General features: G+C 69.3%; 14 protein-coding genes and 1 tRNA gene. 6 read left to right on the top strand and 9 right to left on the bottom strand.

The annotated features are described in order from the left end of the window. The first annotated feature begins 189 nt into the window (after positions 1-189). Positions 190-636, top strand: a complete 447-nt coding sequence (msrB, locus tag ACPYOG_RS15110) for a peptide-methionine (R)-S-oxide reductase MsrB (protein ID WP_481295004.1) — start codon at positions 190-192, stop codon at positions 634-636. A gap of 11 nt (positions 637-647) precedes the next feature. Beyond that, positions 648-1157 (top strand): peptide-methionine (S)-S-oxide reductase MsrA, encoded by a 510-nt coding sequence (gene msrA / locus ACPYOG_RS15105; RefSeq protein ID WP_481295003.1) that lies wholly within the window; start codon positions 648-650, stop codon positions 1155-1157. 49 nt (positions 1158-1206) lie between these two features. Here the strand turns inward: msrA and rlmC are convergent, their stop codons facing one another. The 7 genes from rlmC to ACPYOG_RS15070 all read right to left on the bottom strand — a co-directional run bounded on the left by rlmC (position 1207) and on the right by ACPYOG_RS15070 (position 10184). Beyond that, the gene (gene rlmC / locus ACPYOG_RS15100) at positions 1207-2340 is read right to left on the bottom strand and encodes a 23S rRNA (uracil(747)-C(5))-methyltransferase RlmC (RefSeq protein WP_481295002.1); all 1134 of its coding nucleotides are present in this window, start codon (positions 2338-2340) and stop codon (positions 1207-1209) included. Positions 2341-2372: 32 nt separating this feature from the next. Next, positions 2373-4658, bottom strand: a complete 2286-nt coding sequence (locus tag ACPYOG_RS15095) for an exo-beta-d-1,3/1,6-glucosidase (RefSeq protein WP_481295001.1) — start codon at positions 4656-4658, stop codon at positions 2373-2375. Further along, on the bottom strand, positions 4655-5716 hold the full coding sequence (locus ACPYOG_RS15090) for an ABC transporter permease (RefSeq protein ID WP_481295000.1): 1062 nt from the start codon (positions 5714-5716) through the stop codon (positions 4655-4657). The genes ACPYOG_RS15095 and ACPYOG_RS15090 overlap by 4 nt, the downstream gene beginning before the upstream one ends. Positions 5717-5718: 2 nt before the next feature. Then, entirely contained in the window at positions 5719-6789 is a 1071-nt protein-coding gene (locus ACPYOG_RS15085; RefSeq protein WP_481294999.1) for an ABC transporter permease, read from the bottom strand. Beyond that, complete coding sequence (locus tag ACPYOG_RS15080; RefSeq protein ID WP_481294998.1) at positions 6786-7598, bottom strand: ABC transporter ATP-binding protein; 813 nt, start codon at positions 7596-7598, stop codon at positions 6786-6788. The genes ACPYOG_RS15085 and ACPYOG_RS15080 overlap by 4 nt, the downstream gene beginning before the upstream one ends. Further along, positions 7595-8419, bottom strand: a complete 825-nt coding sequence (locus ACPYOG_RS15075) for an ABC transporter ATP-binding protein (RefSeq protein WP_481294997.1) — start codon at positions 8417-8419, stop codon at positions 7595-7597. Before ACPYOG_RS15075 ends, ACPYOG_RS15080 begins: the two co-directional genes overlap by 4 nt. Before the next feature lie 85 nt (positions 8420-8504). Beyond that, positions 8505-10184 carry an ABC transporter substrate-binding protein gene (locus ACPYOG_RS15070; protein WP_481294996.1) on the bottom strand — a complete coding sequence of 560 codons (1680 nt, stop codon included), beginning with the start codon at positions 10182-10184 and terminating at the stop codon, positions 8505-8507. A 153-nt stretch (positions 10185-10337) separates the two neighbouring features. On the opposite strand from ACPYOG_RS15070, the gene ACPYOG_RS15065 reads away from it, so the two are divergent. Beyond that, positions 10338-10985, top strand: coding sequence for a TetR/AcrR family transcriptional regulator (locus ACPYOG_RS15065; protein WP_481294995.1), 648 nt, complete (start codon positions 10338-10340; stop codon positions 10983-10985). 51 nt (positions 10986-11036) lie between these two features. Here the strand turns inward: ACPYOG_RS15065 and ACPYOG_RS15060 are convergent. Continuing rightward, positions 11037-11112: transfer RNA gene (locus tag ACPYOG_RS15060), tRNA-Arg, on the bottom strand. Between the two features lie 60 nt (positions 11113-11172). Further along, the gene (locus tag ACPYOG_RS15055) at positions 11173-11784 is read right to left on the bottom strand and encodes an iron ABC transporter ATP-binding protein (RefSeq protein ID WP_481294994.1); all 612 of its coding nucleotides are present in this window, start codon (positions 11782-11784) and stop codon (positions 11173-11175) included. A 116-nt stretch (positions 11785-11900) separates the two neighbouring features. On the opposite strand from ACPYOG_RS15055, the gene argS reads away from it, so the two are divergent. The 3 genes from argS to ACPYOG_RS15040 all read left to right on the top strand — a co-directional run. Beyond that, positions 11901-13604 carry an arginine--tRNA ligase gene (gene argS, locus ACPYOG_RS15050; protein WP_481294993.1) on the top strand — a complete coding sequence of 568 codons (1704 nt, stop codon included), beginning with the start codon at positions 11901-11903 and terminating at the stop codon, positions 13602-13604. Between the two features lie 39 nt (positions 13605-13643). Continuing rightward, positions 13644-14444 carry an LmeA family phospholipid-binding protein gene (locus ACPYOG_RS15045; RefSeq protein WP_481294992.1) on the top strand — a complete coding sequence of 267 codons (801 nt, stop codon included), beginning with the start codon at positions 13644-13646 and terminating at the stop codon, positions 14442-14444. A gap of 123 nt (positions 14445-14567) precedes the next feature. Beyond that, the coding region (locus ACPYOG_RS15040; RefSeq protein ID WP_481294991.1) for a diaminopimelate decarboxylase family protein at positions 14568-15533 on the top strand (966 nt) is incomplete at its 3' end.

The following is a 15533-nucleotide window of genomic DNA, read 5'->3' as shown; positions in this document are numbered from 1 at the left end:
GCCCGTGGACTGGCGCGTATGCGGGTCTCCGCCGCCCAGGTTCGCAGGAACTGGCCGGCCGTCCTCCGGGCGATGGATGGCATTCTCGCGCACTCGGCGAACTCACAGGGAGCGCGGGACCAAGCCGGTGCCCTCGCGTGTTCCACCTACTGACGGCGTCGCAGCCAGCGCGCCGCACGAGGAGGAATCGTGACACAGGACTACCGCAAGGACCCGGAGGCCGTCTCCCGGCTGACCCCGCGTCAGTACGAGGTGACACAGGAGGCCGCAACCGAGCCGGCGTTCCGCAACGAGTACTGGAACAACCATGAGGAGGGCCTGTACGTCGACGTCGTGTCGGGGGAGCCGCTCTTCGCGTCCGTGAACAAGTACGACAGCCGCTCGGGATGGCCGAGCTTCACCGTTCCGGTCGAGCCGGGCAATATCGTCGAGAAGGTCGACCGGGCCTACGGAATGGTGCGCACCGAGGTGCGATCCGCCCACGGTGACAGTCACCTGGGCCACCTCTTCGACGACGGTCCGGCCGAGGCCGGAGGGCTGCGCTATTGCATCAACTCGGCCGCTCTCCGCTTCGTCCCGCTCGCCGAGCTGGATGCGGCCGGATACAGCCAGTACACCCACATCTTCGAGAAGTAAGGAGCATCACAATGACGCAGAAGGCCATCCTCGCCGGAGGCTGTTTCTGGGGAATGCAGGACCTCATCCGCAAGCTCCCGGGCGTGGTCGGCACGCGCGTGGGCTACACCGGCGGCGACGTCCCCAACGCCACCTACCGCAACCACGGCAGCCACGCCGAGGCGATCGAGATCGAGTTCGACCCGGAGCGCACCACCTACCGCGACCTGCTCGAGTTCTTCTTCCAGATCCACGACCCGTCGACGAAGAACCGTCAGGGCAACGACGTCGGCACCAGCTACCGCTCCGCGATCTTCTTCGTGGACGACGAGCAGCGCCGGATCGCCGAGGACACCATCGCCGACGTGGATGCGTCGGGCCTCTGGCCGGGGAAGGTCGTCACCGAGGTGACGGCGGCCGGACCCTTCTGGGAGGCGGAGGCGGAGCACCAGGACTACCTGGAGCGCATCCCGTGGGGTTACACCTGCCACTTCGTGCGCCCGGGCTGGAAGCTTCCCAAGCGGGAGGCCGCCGCGAGCTGACGGCCAGAGCCGCCGGGAGCTGACGGCCGAGCCGCCGGGAGCTGAGGGCTCAGGCGGCGGCCACCCGCTCCAGCAGCACCGCCACCTCCATGTGCCCGGTCTGCGGGAACATGTCGAGCACACGGCCGGCCCGGATGCGGTACGACGGCATCCGGGCCAGGTCGTGCGCGAGGCTCCTCGGATTGCAGCTGGAGTAGACGACGCTCGGGATGCCCGACCCCTCCAGCCAGCCGGACAGCGCGGCCCCGATGCCGCGCCGGGGCGGGTTGACGATCACGAGTTCTGGCGCGGTCGCGGCGCCCAACGCGAACGCGGTCGCGTCGCCGGTGCGGAACGCCACCTGGCGGAACCCGGCGGCCGCGGCGCTCGCGCGGGCGCTCCGGACGGCCTCCCGGCTGGTCTCCACGCCGACGACCCGGCGGCCGGGCGCGGCGACGTGCAACGCGAAACCGCCGACGCCGCAGTACAGGTCCCACACCGAGGCGGGGGCGACAGCATCCACCCAGGACGCCACCTGCGCGTACAGTTCGACGGCGACCGCCGTGTTCGTCTGGAAGAAGCTCTGCGGGCGCAGTCGCAACGACATCGGCCCCATCCGCATCGGCAGCGCGGAGTCGCGGGTGAGCACCACCTCCGTATCGCCTTCGACGACGGCCTTGTGCTCGGGCTGCAGGTTGACGGTGACCACGCGCGCGGACGGCAGCCGGTCCAGCAGCCACGGAAGCCCGTCGCGGACGCGGGGCACGGTTGCCTCCGTGCTGGCGACGAAGCGGATCATCAGCTCGCCGTCGGGGGACTCCGTGACGAGCACGAACTTCAGCTCGCCGCGGCGCTCCGGCACGCTGTACGGCTCCAGATTCTGCCGCGTCACGAACGCAGCCAGCACCGGGAGTGCCGCGCGGATCCCCGGCGCGCAGATCCCGCACGCGCGCAGGTCGACGCCGCGGCCGGCCTCGTCGAGAATGCCGACAGTCGGCGCGTCGGCGCTGCCGCCGATCACCATCTTGGCTTTGTTCCGGTAGCCGGCCTCCGCGCTCGCCACGGGCGCCAGCCACTCGGCGTCGCCGAACGGGGCGAGCAGGTCGCGAGCCAGCCGATCCTTGCCTTCCAGCTGCTCCGCGTAAGGGACGCCCATCAGCGTGCACGAGCGGCACACCCCGGCGTCGAAGTACGAACAGTCCATCCCGCGCCTGATCCTATTGCGCCGGTCGCCGATCAGCGAATGATATGCGCGCCGCCCGCGACCACCTCGAAACCGGCCGACAGCAGCGACGCCTCCCGCGAGGAGGGCCCGACGAGCAGCTCGAACGCCCCAGGCTCGACGACGCGGGCGCCGCCGGCGTCCACGATCGTGCAGTCCGCGACCGGGAGCCGGATGCGGACGCGCTCGGATGCGCCCGGAGCCAGGTCGACCTGGCGGTAGGCCTTCAGCTCGCGGTCCGTCCAGCTCACGCTTGTCACCGCGTCGCGAACGTAGACCTGCACCGTCTCGCGGACGGGACGTCCCCCGGTGTTGCGCACGGTGACCTCGGCGACGATGTCGTCGTCGACGACGAGCTCGGTGCGGGCGAGCACCAGGTCCTCGTACTCGACCGTCGTGTACGACAGGCCCTCCCCGAACACCCACGCGGGCTGCTGGGTGAGGTCGGCGTAGCGGTCGCCGTGCTGCCCGCGGAGCTGGTTGTAGTACGTCGGCTGCTGGCCGACGTGACGGGCAAAGGAGATCGGCAGCCGGCCCGAGGGTTCGATCCGCCCGGCGAGGAGCTCGGCGATCGCCTGGCCGCCCCGCATCCCGGGATTCGCGGCCCAGAGCACCGCGGCGGCCTTCGCGACCGATGCCGGCAGTACGAGCGGCTTGGAGGCCAGGAGCACCACGACGACGGGCTTCCCGGTCGCGATCATCGCGTCGAGCAGCGCGATCTGACCGCCGATCAGCTCCAGCGTCGCCGTGGAGCGGCCCTCGCCGACGAGCTCGATGCGGTCGCCGACGACGGCGACGACGACGTCGGACGCCGCAGCGGCGGCGACCGCCTCGTCGATCAGGTCACCGTCGGGAGCGCAGGGGACGACCACGGCCGGACGCGGCTGCCCGTCGGGGAACGTCGAGCCGCGCGAGTCGACGTCGAGCGTGAGGATGTCCGCGCCGCGGGCGTGGCGGACGTCCCAGCCGTCGAGCGCGCGCAGGCCGTCGAGCACCGTCGTGATCATGTCGCGCGGCTGGCCGTCGACCCAGCCGGCCTGACCGGATCCGCCGGCCCAGTCGCCGAGCTGGGTCTGCGCATCGTCGGCGAGGGGACCGACGACCGCCACCCGGAGAGGTGCCGCCAGCGGCAGCGTCCCGTCGTTCTCGAGCAGCACGATCGACCGGCGTGCGACCTCGAGGTTGAGCTCTGTGTGCGCGGCGCTGCCGACGACGGTGTCGAGTTCGGGGGAGGGGAGACGTGGATCCTCGAACAGGCCCAGGTCGAACTTCAGCGTCAGGATGCGGGCGACGGCCGCGTCGAAGGCGTCCTCGGCGAGCATCCCCCGCTCGACCGCCTCCAGAGCCCCCTCGAAGAACATCGGGGTCGTCATGACCATGTCGTTCCCGGCCCGCACGGCGGCAGCCGCAGCGTGGGCGTAGTCGGGCTGGACCTTCTGCTCCCAGACCATGCGGCCCACGTTGTCCCAGTCGGTGATGAGGGTGCCGGTGTATCCCCACTCCCCGCGGAGCACATCGTTGAGCAGCCAGTCGTTCACCGTGATCGGCACGCCGTCCGTGCTCTGGTAGCCGAGCATGAAGGTCCGGCATCCCTCGCGTGCGACGCGCTCGAAGGGCGGCAGGAACCAGCTGCGCAGCTTGCGGCGCGAGATGTCGGCCTCGCTGGCGTCGCGTCCGCCCTGGGTCTCCGAGTACCCGGCGAAGTGCTTCGCGGTGGCGAGGATCGCGGACGGGTCGTCCAGCCCCGTCCCTTGGTAGCCGCGCACCATGGCGGCGGCGAGCTCGCCGATGAGGAACGGGTCCTCGCCGAAGGTCTCGCCGACCCGCCCCCAGCGCAGGTCGCGTGCGATGCACAGCACCGGCGAGAACGTCCAGTGCACGCCGGTCGCGGCGACCTCCTCCGCGCTGGCGCGCGCGACGCGCTCGATCAGTTCCGCATCCCACGACGCGGCCATGCCGAGCTGGGTGGGGTAGATCGTCGCGCCCGGCCAGAACGAGTGCCCGTGGATGCAGTCCTCGCCGACCAGCAGCGGGATCCGAAGGCGGGTGAGAGCCGTGAGCCGGTTCGCCTCCACGATGCGCTCCGGCGACGTGTGCAGGAGGGAGCCGGCGTGGCGCCGCAGCACGTGGTCGCGCAGGTCGTCGCGCGCGTCGAGCTGCAGCATCTGCCCCACCTTCTCCTCCACCGTCATACGGCCCAGGAGGTCGCGGACGCGTTCGGCGGTGGTGAGCGACGGATCCCGGTAGGGGAGAGCATCGTGCCCGGGCGCGGCGCTCGCGGATGGGAGGAGGGAGGTCATGCGGTGGTGCTTTCCTGCGAGGCTCCGGTGGGAGCGGTGGGTCCGGCGGGAGCGGTCGGGATGGCCGGGGTGCGGACCTGGGTGACGGCGGCGTTGACGTTCATGCCCTTGCGCTTCATCGCACGGGCGCGCTCGCCGGCCGAGCGGAGGCGCGGGTTGACGTACTCGTCGATGCCGAAGTTGATCAGAGCCAGCGCGACGCCGAGAAAGGCGATGCAGAGTCCCGCGGGGACGTACCACCACCAGTAGTCGGGGAAGGCGTTGTTCTGCTGCGCCCAGAACAGGATCGTGCCCCAGTTCAGGTTCGATACCGGGATGACACCGATGAACGCGAGAGTGGTCAAGCCCAGCACGGCGGCCGTCATCGTGCCCACGAAGCTCGACGCGATGATCGCGAGGAGGTTGGGCAGCATCTCCACCAGGATGACGCGATGCAGCGGTTCGCCGTTGGCCCTCGCGGCCTGGATGAAGTCGCGGTTGCGTAGCGACATCGTCTGCGCGCGCAGAACGCGCGCGCCCCATGCCCATCCGGTGAGCCCCAGCACTGCGGCGATGAGCGGCAGGGGCGGGTCGTCGAACTGCGAGGCGACGATGATCATCAGGGGGAGTCCCGGGATGACCAGGAACACGTTCGACAGCGCCGAGAGCGACTCGCTCTTCCAGCCGCGCAGGTAGCCGGCGGTGACCCCGACGACGATGGCGACGACGGTGGCCATGATCGTGGCGAGGAAGCCGACGACGAGGACGCCCCGGGTCCCGTAGACGAGCTGACTGAAGACGTCCTGGCCGATGTGGGTCGTGCCCAGGAGGTGCGTGAACGACGGTGGCTGCAGGGTCTCCTGGAGGTGCTGCCCGTTCGGGTCGTACGGCGCGATCAGGGGCGCGAAGATCGCGACGAGCACGAAGACGCCGAGGATGATCAGCCCGGTCGCGGACTTCGGGTTGCTGAACATGGCCAGCGAGGCCTTCAGCTGCGACCAGAAGGTCGCCTTCTTTGGGACGGCAGGCTGCGGGAGGTCCGTCTGGGGGACGTCGGCCTGGGGGGAAACGATGGTCATGGTCAGGCCTCCGTCTGACGGGTGCGGGGGTCGAGGATGGCATAGGCGATGTCCGCCAGGATGTTCGCCACCAGCACGGCCAGGACCAGGACGAGGAAGATGCCTTGCATCAGCGCGTAGTCCTTGGCGTTGGTGGCGTTGAGCAGCAGCAGCCCGATGCCCGGGTAGGAGAACACCATCTCCATCACGATCGCGCCGCTCACGATGAACCCGAGGGCGAGCGCGAAGCTCTGGATCTGCGGGAGCACCGCGTTGCGGGCGGCGTAGCGCCACAGCACACGCCGGTTCGGCATGCCCTTCGCCTGCGCGACGGTGATGTAGTCCTCGTCGAGGACGGTGAGCATCATGTTGCGCATGCCGAGCACCCAGCCGCCGAGCGAGACGACCACGATCGTGAGCATCGGCAGGGCGCCGTGGGAGATCACCTGGCCGATGAACTCCCCGTTCCATCCCGGCTCGACGCCGAGTTCGTAGGCGTGTCCCGCGGGGAACCAGCCGAGCGTCGTCGAGAAGATCGCGATGAAGATGAGGCCGAGCCAGAAGTAGGGCACCGTCCCGAGGAACGTCGTCGCAGGGACGAACAGGTCCAGCCGGCTGCCGCGCTTCCAGCCGATCACAGCTCCGAGGCTTGTCCCGATCAAGAACGAGATCACCGTCGCGAAGCCGACCAGGCAGAGCGTCCACGGCAGGGCGGAGGCGATCGCGTCGCCGACGGGCGCCATGCCGGTGGAGATCGAGACGCCCAGGTTGCCGTGCAGCAGCATGTTCCAGTAGTCGAGGTACTGCTGCCAGAGCGGCACGGAGTGGTCGACGCCGAACATCAGGCGCAGCGCCTTCTCCGCGGCGGGGGTGAGCTGGCCCTGGCTGCGAGCCATGTAGGCGTCGACGGCATCGCCCTTCAACAGGCGTGGCAGGAAGAAGTTGATGGTGATGGCCGCCCACAGCGTGAAGGCGTAGAAGGCCACCCGGCCGCCGATGAAACGCCAGGGGACTCGGACGCCGCCCCGCTCGGCCCGGGTCGCCGTGGTCCCGACGAGCGTCGGGTCGGCGGATGTCGTGGCTTCGGCACTCACAGCGCACCTCCTGCAGTCTGTGGGGTCAGCGACCCGAAATGTTCGTCGGGATCGGGGGACGCGGCGCGGAGTTCGCGCGTGTATGGGTTCTTCGGGCGAAGGATGACGTCGTCGGCGAGGCCGTGCTCGACGATCCTGCCCTGGTTGAGCACGATGATCTCGTCGCTGAAGTGGCGCGCTGTGGCCAGGTCGTGGGTGATGTAGAGCACCCCGAGCCCGACTTCGCGCTGCAGGTCGGCGAGCAGGTTCAGAACGCCGAGGCGGAGCGAGACGTCGAGCATCGACACCGGCTCGTCGGCCACCAGCAGAGCGGGCCGGGAGGCGAGCGCCCGGGCGATGGCCACGCGCTGACGCTGGCCGCCGGAGAGCTCGTGCGGCCGGCGGTCGATCACCGCGTCCGCATCCAGCTGGACGCGCCGCAGGAGGCGCCGGACCTCGTCGTCGACCTCCGCGCGCGGGACTACATGGTCCAGCCGGAGCGGGCGCTCGATGTGGTGACGGATCGAGTGCGAGGGGTTCAGCGAGGCGAACGGGTCCTGGAAGACCATGCGCAACTGCTGACGGTAGCGCCGCAGCCGCGTGCCGGCCCGTGGGATCGGGGCGCCGTCGAGCAGCACCGTGCCGCGCGTGGGAGTCTCCAGCTGGGTGAGGATCTTCGCGATCGTCGACTTGCCGCTGCCCGACTGACCGACCAGGCCGATGGTCTGGCGCGGGGCCAGCGTGAAGCTGACGTCGTCCAGGGCCTTGAGCTGTCCGGATCCGCGGACGTTGTAGATCTTGGTGACGTTCCGGAACTCGAGCGTGGTCATCGGACGACCACTCCTCTCTCTCCCGTGAGCCGAGGGAACGACCGGAGGAGCGTGCGGGTGTACTCGTGCTGGGGGTCGGTCCAGATCTGCTGGGCCGGTGCGAGTTCGACGATCTCGCCGTCGCGCATGATCGCGATGCGGTCGCTGATCTCCAGCAGCAGAGGCAGGTCGTGCGTGATGAACACGACCGAGAACCCGAAATCGTGGCGGAGCTGCGAGATCTGCTTGAGGATCTCGCGCTGCACGAGCACGTCCAGAGCGGTCGTGGGCTCGTCCATCACCATGAGCTGCGGACGCAGCGCGAGGGCCATGGCGATCATGACCCGCTGGCGCATGCCGCCGGAGAGCTCGTGCGGGTAGGAGCGCAGTCGCTGACCGCCCACCTTCACGAGCTCGAGGAGGTCGGTCACCGCCGCGCGGCGCTCCGGGCGGGTCATCCGCGGACGGTGCACCCTGAAGACGTCGTCGAGCTGCGATCCGATGGTGGCCACCGGGTTGAGGGCGTTCATGGCCCCCTGGAAGACCATCGAGACCTTGTCCCACCGGAATCGGCGCATCTGCTCCGCGTCGAGGGAGTTGATGTCGACGTCGGCGCCGGACTCGTCGTGGAAGACGACGCTGCCGCTGGTGATCACGGCCGGCGGCTTGAGCAGGCGCTGCACGCCGTACGCGAGCGTGGTCTTGCCGCAGCCGCTTTCGCCGGCGAGGCCGACGATCTCGCCGCGCCGGATGTCGAGAGTGACGTTCTTGACCGCCGCGACCGGCGGATCCACGTCGTACACGACCGAGAAGTCGCGCACCGAGAGAAGGGTGTCTGTCATGAGGGCATCGCTTTCCTGCTGTCCGCGGATCGTCCGGGGCGGCCGCGGGCACGATGCCCTCGCCCGCCCCGGACGCGTTCGGTGACTACTTGCCTGCGGGTTTCAGGTTCATCAGCACCTGGACGGCCGACGGCTGCGTCGGGTCGGCGGTCGCGTACTGGTCCTTCTCGCTCGGCCAGCCCGTGAACTTCCGGGTGTTGTACTCGGCCAGCTGCGGGTGGGTGCCGATCGCGATGGCGGGGACGTCCTCGACGAAGATCTTCTGCAGCTTCTCGAGGGCGGCGGTGCGGGCGCCGTCGTCGGACGCCTGCGCGTACTCCTTGAGCAGGGCGGTGGCCTCCGGGTTGCTGTAGCGCCCGAAGTTGTCCGAGACCTTGCCGTCGGCGGCCTGGTCGAGGTAGCTGCTGTTCATGACGTCGTCGTAGATGTGCCACGGGTTCGAGCCCGAGCCGCTCCAGTGCAGAGCGGCGTCGAAGTTGCCGGAGGCCATGTTGGCGAACCAGGTGTCGGCATCCGGGGTGGCGACCTTCGCGTCGGCGCCGAGGGTGCTCTTGATCTGCGTCGCAGCCAGCTGGATGCCGGTGACGTAGTCGTTCCAGCCCTGCGGGTCCTGCAGGGTGAAGGAGACGGGGGAGCCCTTCGGGTCGATCAGGGCGCCGTCCTTCCACGTGTAGCCCGCGTCGGAGAGGACCTTCTTGGCGCCGTCGACGTCGATCGTGAACGTCTTGTCCTTGTAGGCGGACGCGATGTACTGGTCGCCGGTGGGCTGCGGGATGCCCGTGACGTTGGTCAGCTCGGGGCCGGCGTTGCTGCGGGCCTTCTCGGCGTGTGCCTTGCGGTCGACGACCATGTTGACGGCCTTGCGGAACGCGACGTCGTTGAACGGCGCCTTGGTCGTGTTGACGACGATCATGTCCGGGCTGAGCACGTTGGCGCCCCAGAACACGTTGTGCTTCGGGTCCTTGTCCACGTAGTTCTTCTGGTAGTCGGTGATGAAGATCTGCGCCCAGTCCGTCTCGCCGCTCTGCAGCGCGCGGAGGAGGCCGGTGTTGTCGTTGTACTCGAGGTACTTCAGCTCGGCGACCGGGACGGTGCCGCCCCAGTAGTCCGTGCGCGCCTTGAGGACGACGCCCTGCGACGAGAAGGTCTTGATCGTGTACGGGCCGGTGCCGATGGCATCCTTCACCGCGTCCTTCGTCGGGTCGGCGATGGTTTTCCACTGGTGCTCGGGCACCATGGCCACCTGGAGCACGTCGCCCTGCTTGACGAACTTCGACTCGCCGAAGTTCAGGACGACGTTCGCGCCCTCCTTCTTGATGTCCGTCAGCTTCAGGCCGCCGAGGTCGAGAGCCGGGGTGTTCTTGATCAGCGTGTAGGTGAAGACGATGTCGTCGGCCGTGAACGGCTTGCCGTCGCTCCACTTCACGCCCGTCCGCGGGGTGACGGTCAGCTGCGTGTATGCGGCGTTCCACTGGACCTTCGAGGCGAGCCAGGGGGTGGTCTCGTTCTTGCCGACCGGGTTGACGATCGCCAGCGGCTCGTAGATCATCCGGTCGTACCCGAGCGACATACCGGAACCGGTGGTGATGAACGGGTTGTTGATCTGCGTTGCGAGGATGGCGGCGCCGTCGGGCTTCGCGACGGTGAGGGAGCCCCCGGTGGACCCGCCGGCCTTCGCCGACCCGTCGGACGAGCAGCCGGTGAGCGCCATCGCTCCGATGGCCGCGACCGCGGATGCCGTGATCAAGTACTTCCTAAGCCTCATTGCTTCTCCTTCGTCTCGGGCACATCCCTTGTGCCCTGGGTGCTGCGGAATGTCGTGGAACAGTAACTTGCTTACTGGTCAGAAAGCACGTTGGGGTGAGGTTACTGGGTGGTAAGCTCATTCGCAAGCAGAACGAGCAGGAAGCGATTCGGGATGGCCACGAGCAGCAGCAGCGCCACTCCGCGGCCGGAGACCGAGCGCAAGCGCGAGAAGATCCTGCGAGCGGCGATCGAGACCTTCGGCACGAAGGGATCCACCAACGGGACGCTCGCCGACATCGCCGAACAGGTCGGGATCACCCACGCCGGCGTCCTGCACCACTTCGGCTCCAAGCAGAACCTGCTCCGCGAGGTGCTCGAGTTCCGAGACCAGGACGACGTCGCACACCTCGCCGGGCGACACATCCCGGGCGGTCCTGCGCTATTCCAGCACCTGGTCGAGACCGCGGAGCGGAACGTGCTGCGCCCGGGCATCGTGCAGGTCTACACCGTGCTGTCGGCCGAGTCGGTGACCGACGAGCATCCCGCGACCGCCTACTTCCACGACCGCTACCGCGTGCTGCGCGGCGAGATCGACGCCGCTTTCCGCGAGCTGTGCGCGCAGGAGGGCGTGGAGGACCCCGGCACGATCGACCAGGCCGCAGCGTCGATCCTCGCCGTCATGGACGGACTGCAGCTGCAGTGGCTCCTCGACCCGACGGCGATCGACCTCGCGCGGGCCAGCGCGTTCGCCATCGAAGCGATAGTGAACGGCGTGCTGCGACCCGGGCCGGCGGTGTCGTCGTATCTCCGCGACGCCTGACAACGAAGGTCACGTCGGCGACCGGCGCGGTGCCATGGAGTGATGGATGGATGGTGCCCCCAGTAGGATTTGAACCTACGGCCTTCTGCTCCGGAGGCAGACGCTCTATCCCCTGAGCTATGGGGGCCAGGGTGCTCACCAGGCTAGCATCCCCTCCGCCGCGTCCGTGAATCCGGGCGGCCGTCCGTCAGGACGCGGGAATGTTGCCCAGGACGCTCTGCATCAGCGGTGCGGCATCGCCCGGTTCGAAGAAGGCGCCGGACTCCGCGACCACCCAGTAGCTGCCGCGGAAGATCTGAACCTGACCCGAGGTGCCGGGCTCGAAGTAGCCTTCCACCTGCGGGGGAACGCCGTAGGTGGGCACCGGCTTGGAGGTGGTGATCGCCGCGTTCTTCAGGCCTTCCAGCTGGCTGGCCGGCGGCTTGGCGACAGCGACCTGGACCACTTGTCCGCTGGTCTGGTTCTTCCAGGCGCAGGACACTCCCTGCCAGTCCACGATCTTCTTCTCGAGCGTTCCGCTCTTCGGTGCGTAGTCCGGGTCGACTCCGTAGTTCGGATTGAACGCGTAGAGCTGGTCGGCGGTCAGCACCTGATCGCAGGTGAGCCCTACGGGGGTCGGCGGGTCGGTCGGGGTCGGCGTGGGCGTCGGGCCGGCCGACGGTGAGTCGCTCGCCGCGGCGGGTCCGTCGGAGGATACCGGCGGCTTGGCCGTCGACGTGCAGCCGGCGAGGGCGGCAACGATGAGGCCCGCGGCGGCGGTCGCGGCGAGAAGGGCGAAGCGGCGGGAAGTGGAGGGCATTCGTCTCGTCTTTCTGCTCGGCGCGCGGCGTCCGGGCGCGCGTCGGGTTGACCCTATCAATTCGGCCGGTGGGGACCGCGGGAGCGGCCCCGGGCATCCCGGTAGAATCGTTGCTCATGACTCCCGCTGACCTCTCCGCCGCACTCCTCGACATCGTGACGACGGTGGTCGAGCGGCGACGCGAGGGCGGCGCCGACGTCCCCGAGCTGTCCCTGACCACGGACGACGTGCCGCTGGAGCGGCCCAAGAACCGCGACCACGGCGACTGGGCGTCCAATGTGGCGATGCGCCTGGCCAAGAGGGTCGGTGCGAACCCCCGCGAACTCGCGGGTGAGATCGCCACCGCTGCGGCCGGCATCGACGGCGTCGCCTCCGCCGAGGTGGCCGGCCCGGGCTTCATCAACTTCCGGCTGGATGCGGCTGCCGCAGGACTCCTGGCCAAGACCATCGTCGACGCGGGCGACGCCTACGGCCGCGGTCACACCTACGACGGCCTGCGGGTGAATCTGGAGTTCGTGTCCGCCAACCCCACCGGCCCCGTCCACATCGGCGGAGCCCGCTGGGCGGCCGTCGGCGACAGCCTGGCGCGCATCCTGCAGGCCGAAGGCGCGGACGTCACCCGCGAGTACTACTTCAACGACCACGGTTCGCAGATCGATCGGTTCGCACGCAGCCTGCTGGCCGCCTACCTCGGCGAGCCGACACCGGAGGACGGCTACGGCGGCGCGTACATCGGCGAGATCGCCGAGCGCGTCGCAGCCGCCTATGCGGCGGACGAGACCGGCGGCGACCTCGCGGGCCTCCCGCGCGAGCAGCAGCAGGAGGTGTTCCGCTCGATCGGCACCCAGCTGATGTTCGCGGAGATCAAGGCGCGCCTGCACGCCTTCGGCGTCGACTTCGACGTGTACTTCCATGAGGATTCGCTGCACGAGTCCGGAGCGGTCGAGCGCGCCATCGCACGCCTCCAGGAGCAGGGCCACATCTTCGAGGCCGACGGCGCCATCTGGCTGCGCACCACGGCGTTCGGCGACGACCGCGACCGCGTCGTGATCCGGTCGAACGGCGAGCCCGCGTACATCTCCGGCGACCTGGGCTACTACCTCGACAAGCGCGAGCGGGGCTTCGAGCAGAACATCATCATGCTCGGCGCCGACCACCACGGCTACATCGGCCGCATGATGGCGATGGTCGAGGCGTTCGGGGATGTGCCGAACGTCAACCTCCAGATCCTCATCGGCCAGATGGTCAACCTGCTGAAGGACGGCGAGCCGGTCCGCATGTCCAAGCGTGCCGGAACGATCGTGACGCTCGACGACCTGGTGGATGCGGTGGGCGTCGATGCGGCGCGGTATGCCCTGGTGCGCTCCTCGACCGACTCGCAGCTCGACATCGACCTCGACCTACTGACCAAGCGCAGCAACGACAACCCTGTCTACTACGTCCAGTACGCTCACGCGCGGACCCGGTCGGTCGCCGCGAACGCCGAGAAGTCCGGGGTCGACCACAGCGCGTTCGCGCCGGAACTGCTGACGCACGAGACCGAGTCGGCGCTGCTGGGTGGCCTGCAGGAGTTTCCTCGCGTAGTGGCGCTCGCGGCCGAACTCCGGGAGCCGCACCGCGTCGCGCGCTACATCGAAGAGCTGGCGGGCCTGTACCACGCGTGGTACGCAGTGAGGGACGGTTCGACGCGCGTGCTCCCGCACGGCGAGGAGCCCGTGACCGATCTGCACCGCACGCGCCTCTGGCTGAACGACGCGACCGGTCAGGTCATCCGCAATGGCCTCGGCCTCGTGGGGGTGTCCGCGCCGGACCGCATGTAGACGCCCGACCGCACCACGACCGAACGGAGGGACGACCGGATGAGCGACGACACCACGAAGCAGTCGACGGAACCGGAGACGCCCGCGCCCAGCGGGAGCCTCCGGCCTCGCTGGCAGCGACTGCTGCTCACTGTCGGCATCCCGGTGGTCGCAGTCGTCGTCCTGCTGGTCGTGGTCGACAGCGTCGCCCGCGCGTATGCGGAGCAGCGCGTCTCGGCCGAGATCGAGAAGAACCTCCCCGCGGGGGTGAGCGGACAGGTCTCCACCCATATCGGCGGGTTCTCGGTGCTGCAGCAGTACCTCTCCGGGAGCTTCGAGCGCATTGAGCTGGATGCGCCCCAGCTGGTCGTGCAAGGGGCGCCGCTGAACGCGACGATCGTCGCCACCGGAGTCCCCACCGACTTCTCCAAGCCCGTCGCGGATGCGACAGGGACGCTGTCCATCGGCCCGGCCGCCCTCAACACGCTCGTGAAGATCCCCGGCGCGACCGGGGACATCACCCTCGGGTCCGGCACCATCGGCTACGACGGCAAGATCGATCTGCTCGGCCTCCCGGTCGGGTACACGGTCACGGCGACGCCGAAGGCGGACGGCAAGCAGGTGCTGCTGCAGCCGGACAAGGCGTCGCTGAAGACGGGCGCGGGCAGCGTGGACCTCGGCCGGCTGCTCGAGGCGCTCACGGCGCGCGGCCCGTTCCCTGTCTGTGCCGCCCAATACCTCCCGAACGGCGTCCAGGTCGCGAACATCGCCGTGACGCCGACCGAGGCGACCGTCGAGCTCACCGCGAGCGACTTCGTCCTCGACCAGCGCTTCCTCACCAGCAAGGGGAGCTGTTCGTAACACGCAAGGGGGGCTGCACGAGGCCCCGATAGACTTCTGATGTCATCTCCATCCGGCTTCAGGGACCAATCCGGGTCCGCTCGCCTGTGAGACCCCCACTCGTCACCACCCGTGAGGTTCCCTATGGCCCGTTCCGATGCCGCACCCAACCCGCTCGCCCCGCCGTGGCTGCATGTCCCCGAGGACGCGAACGCTCTCGTTGCCGGGCTCTGGTCCCGCACGACCGCCCGCGTCGACGGTGAGCTCGTCGTCGGCGGTGTGGCCGCCGGTGCGCTTGCCGAGCGGTTCGGGACGCCGCTGTACGTGGTGGACGAGGCCGACGCCCGCGCCCGTGCCGCCGAGGTGTGCCGGGCGTTCGACCGGGCCTTCGCCGAGGTGGGGACCGCCGCGAAGGTCTACTACGCGGGCAAGGCGTTCCTCAGCATCGAGGTGGCGCGGTGGATGGATGAGGCCGGCCTGAACATCGACGTCTGCACCGGCGGCGAACTGGCTGTCGCTCTCGCCGCGGGCGTCGATCCCGAGCGGCTGGGCTTCCACGGCAACAACAAGTCGCTCGCCGAGATCGACCAGGCGGTCGGGGCGGGCGTCGGCGCGATCGTCATCGACAGCCTCCAGGAGATCGGCCGCGTCGCCGAGGCCGCCGAGCGCCACGGCGTCCGGCAGAGCGTCCGCCTGCGGGTGAACAGCGGTGTGCACGCGCACACCCACGCCTTCCTCGCGACCGCGCACGAGGACCAGAAGTTCGGCATCGCTCTCGACCGGGCGGTCGACGCGGTCGCCCTGATCCGGTCGCACGGGTCGCTGGACTTCCGCGGACTGCACTGCCACATCGGCTCGCAGATCTTCGGCGCGGACGGCTTCGTCGAGTCCGCGGCGCGTCTCCTGTCGGTTCACAAGGAGCTGTTGTCCGGGGGAGACGTGCCCGAGCTGAACCTCGGCGGCGGATTCGGCATCGCCTACACCGCGGCGGACGATCCTGCGTCGATCGACGAGCTGGCGCGTCGTATCGCCGTGACCGTCCAGACCGGATGCGAGGTGCTCGAGATCCCGACGCCCGTCGTCGCCTTCGAGCCCGGCCGGTCCATCATC

It is taken from the genome of Leifsonia sp. HAY1-4F, from assembly GCF_056755275.1.
The sequence above is the reverse complement of the archived record's forward strand: the minus strand, read 5'-3'. Positions and strand labels throughout refer to the sequence as shown.

What these genes read in the sequence shown, in the direction of transcription:
- msrA (WP_481295003.1), top strand. Translation starts at nt 648, where the DNA reads ATGACGCAGAAGGCCATCCTCGCCGGAGGCTGTTTCTGGGGAATGCAG.
- ACPYOG_RS15045 (WP_481294992.1), top strand. Translation starts at nt 13,644, where the DNA reads ATGAGCGACGACACCACGAAGCAGTCGACGGAACCGGAGACGCCCGCG.
- ACPYOG_RS15065 (WP_481294995.1), top strand. Translation starts at nt 10,338, where the DNA reads ATGGCCACGAGCAGCAGCAGCGCCACTCCGCGGCCGGAGACCGAGCGC.
- ACPYOG_RS15070 (WP_481294996.1), bottom strand. Translation starts at nt 10,184, where the DNA reads ATGAGGCTTAGGAAGTACTTGATCACGGCATCCGCGGTCGCGGCCATC.
- ACPYOG_RS15090 (WP_481295000.1), bottom strand. Translation starts at nt 5,716, where the DNA reads ATGACCATCGTTTCCCCCCAGGCCGACGTCCCCCAGACGGACCTCCCG.
- ACPYOG_RS15075 (WP_481294997.1), bottom strand. Translation starts at nt 8,419, where the DNA reads ATGACAGACACCCTTCTCTCGGTGCGCGACTTCTCGGTCGTGTACGAC.
- ACPYOG_RS15055 (WP_481294994.1), bottom strand. Translation starts at nt 11,784, where the DNA reads ATGCCCTCCACTTCCCGCCGCTTCGCCCTTCTCGCCGCGACCGCCGCC.
- ACPYOG_RS15080 (WP_481294998.1), bottom strand. Translation starts at nt 7,598, where the DNA reads ATGACCACGCTCGAGTTCCGGAACGTCACCAAGATCTACAACGTCCGC.
- rlmC (WP_481295002.1), bottom strand. Translation starts at nt 2,340, where the DNA reads ATGGACTGTTCGTACTTCGACGCCGGGGTGTGCCGCTCGTGCACGCTG.
- ACPYOG_RS15095 (WP_481295001.1), bottom strand. Translation starts at nt 4,658, where the DNA reads ATGACCTCCCTCCTCCCATCCGCGAGCGCCGCGCCCGGGCACGATGCT.
- argS (WP_481294993.1), top strand. Translation starts at nt 11,901, where the DNA reads ATGACTCCCGCTGACCTCTCCGCCGCACTCCTCGACATCGTGACGACG.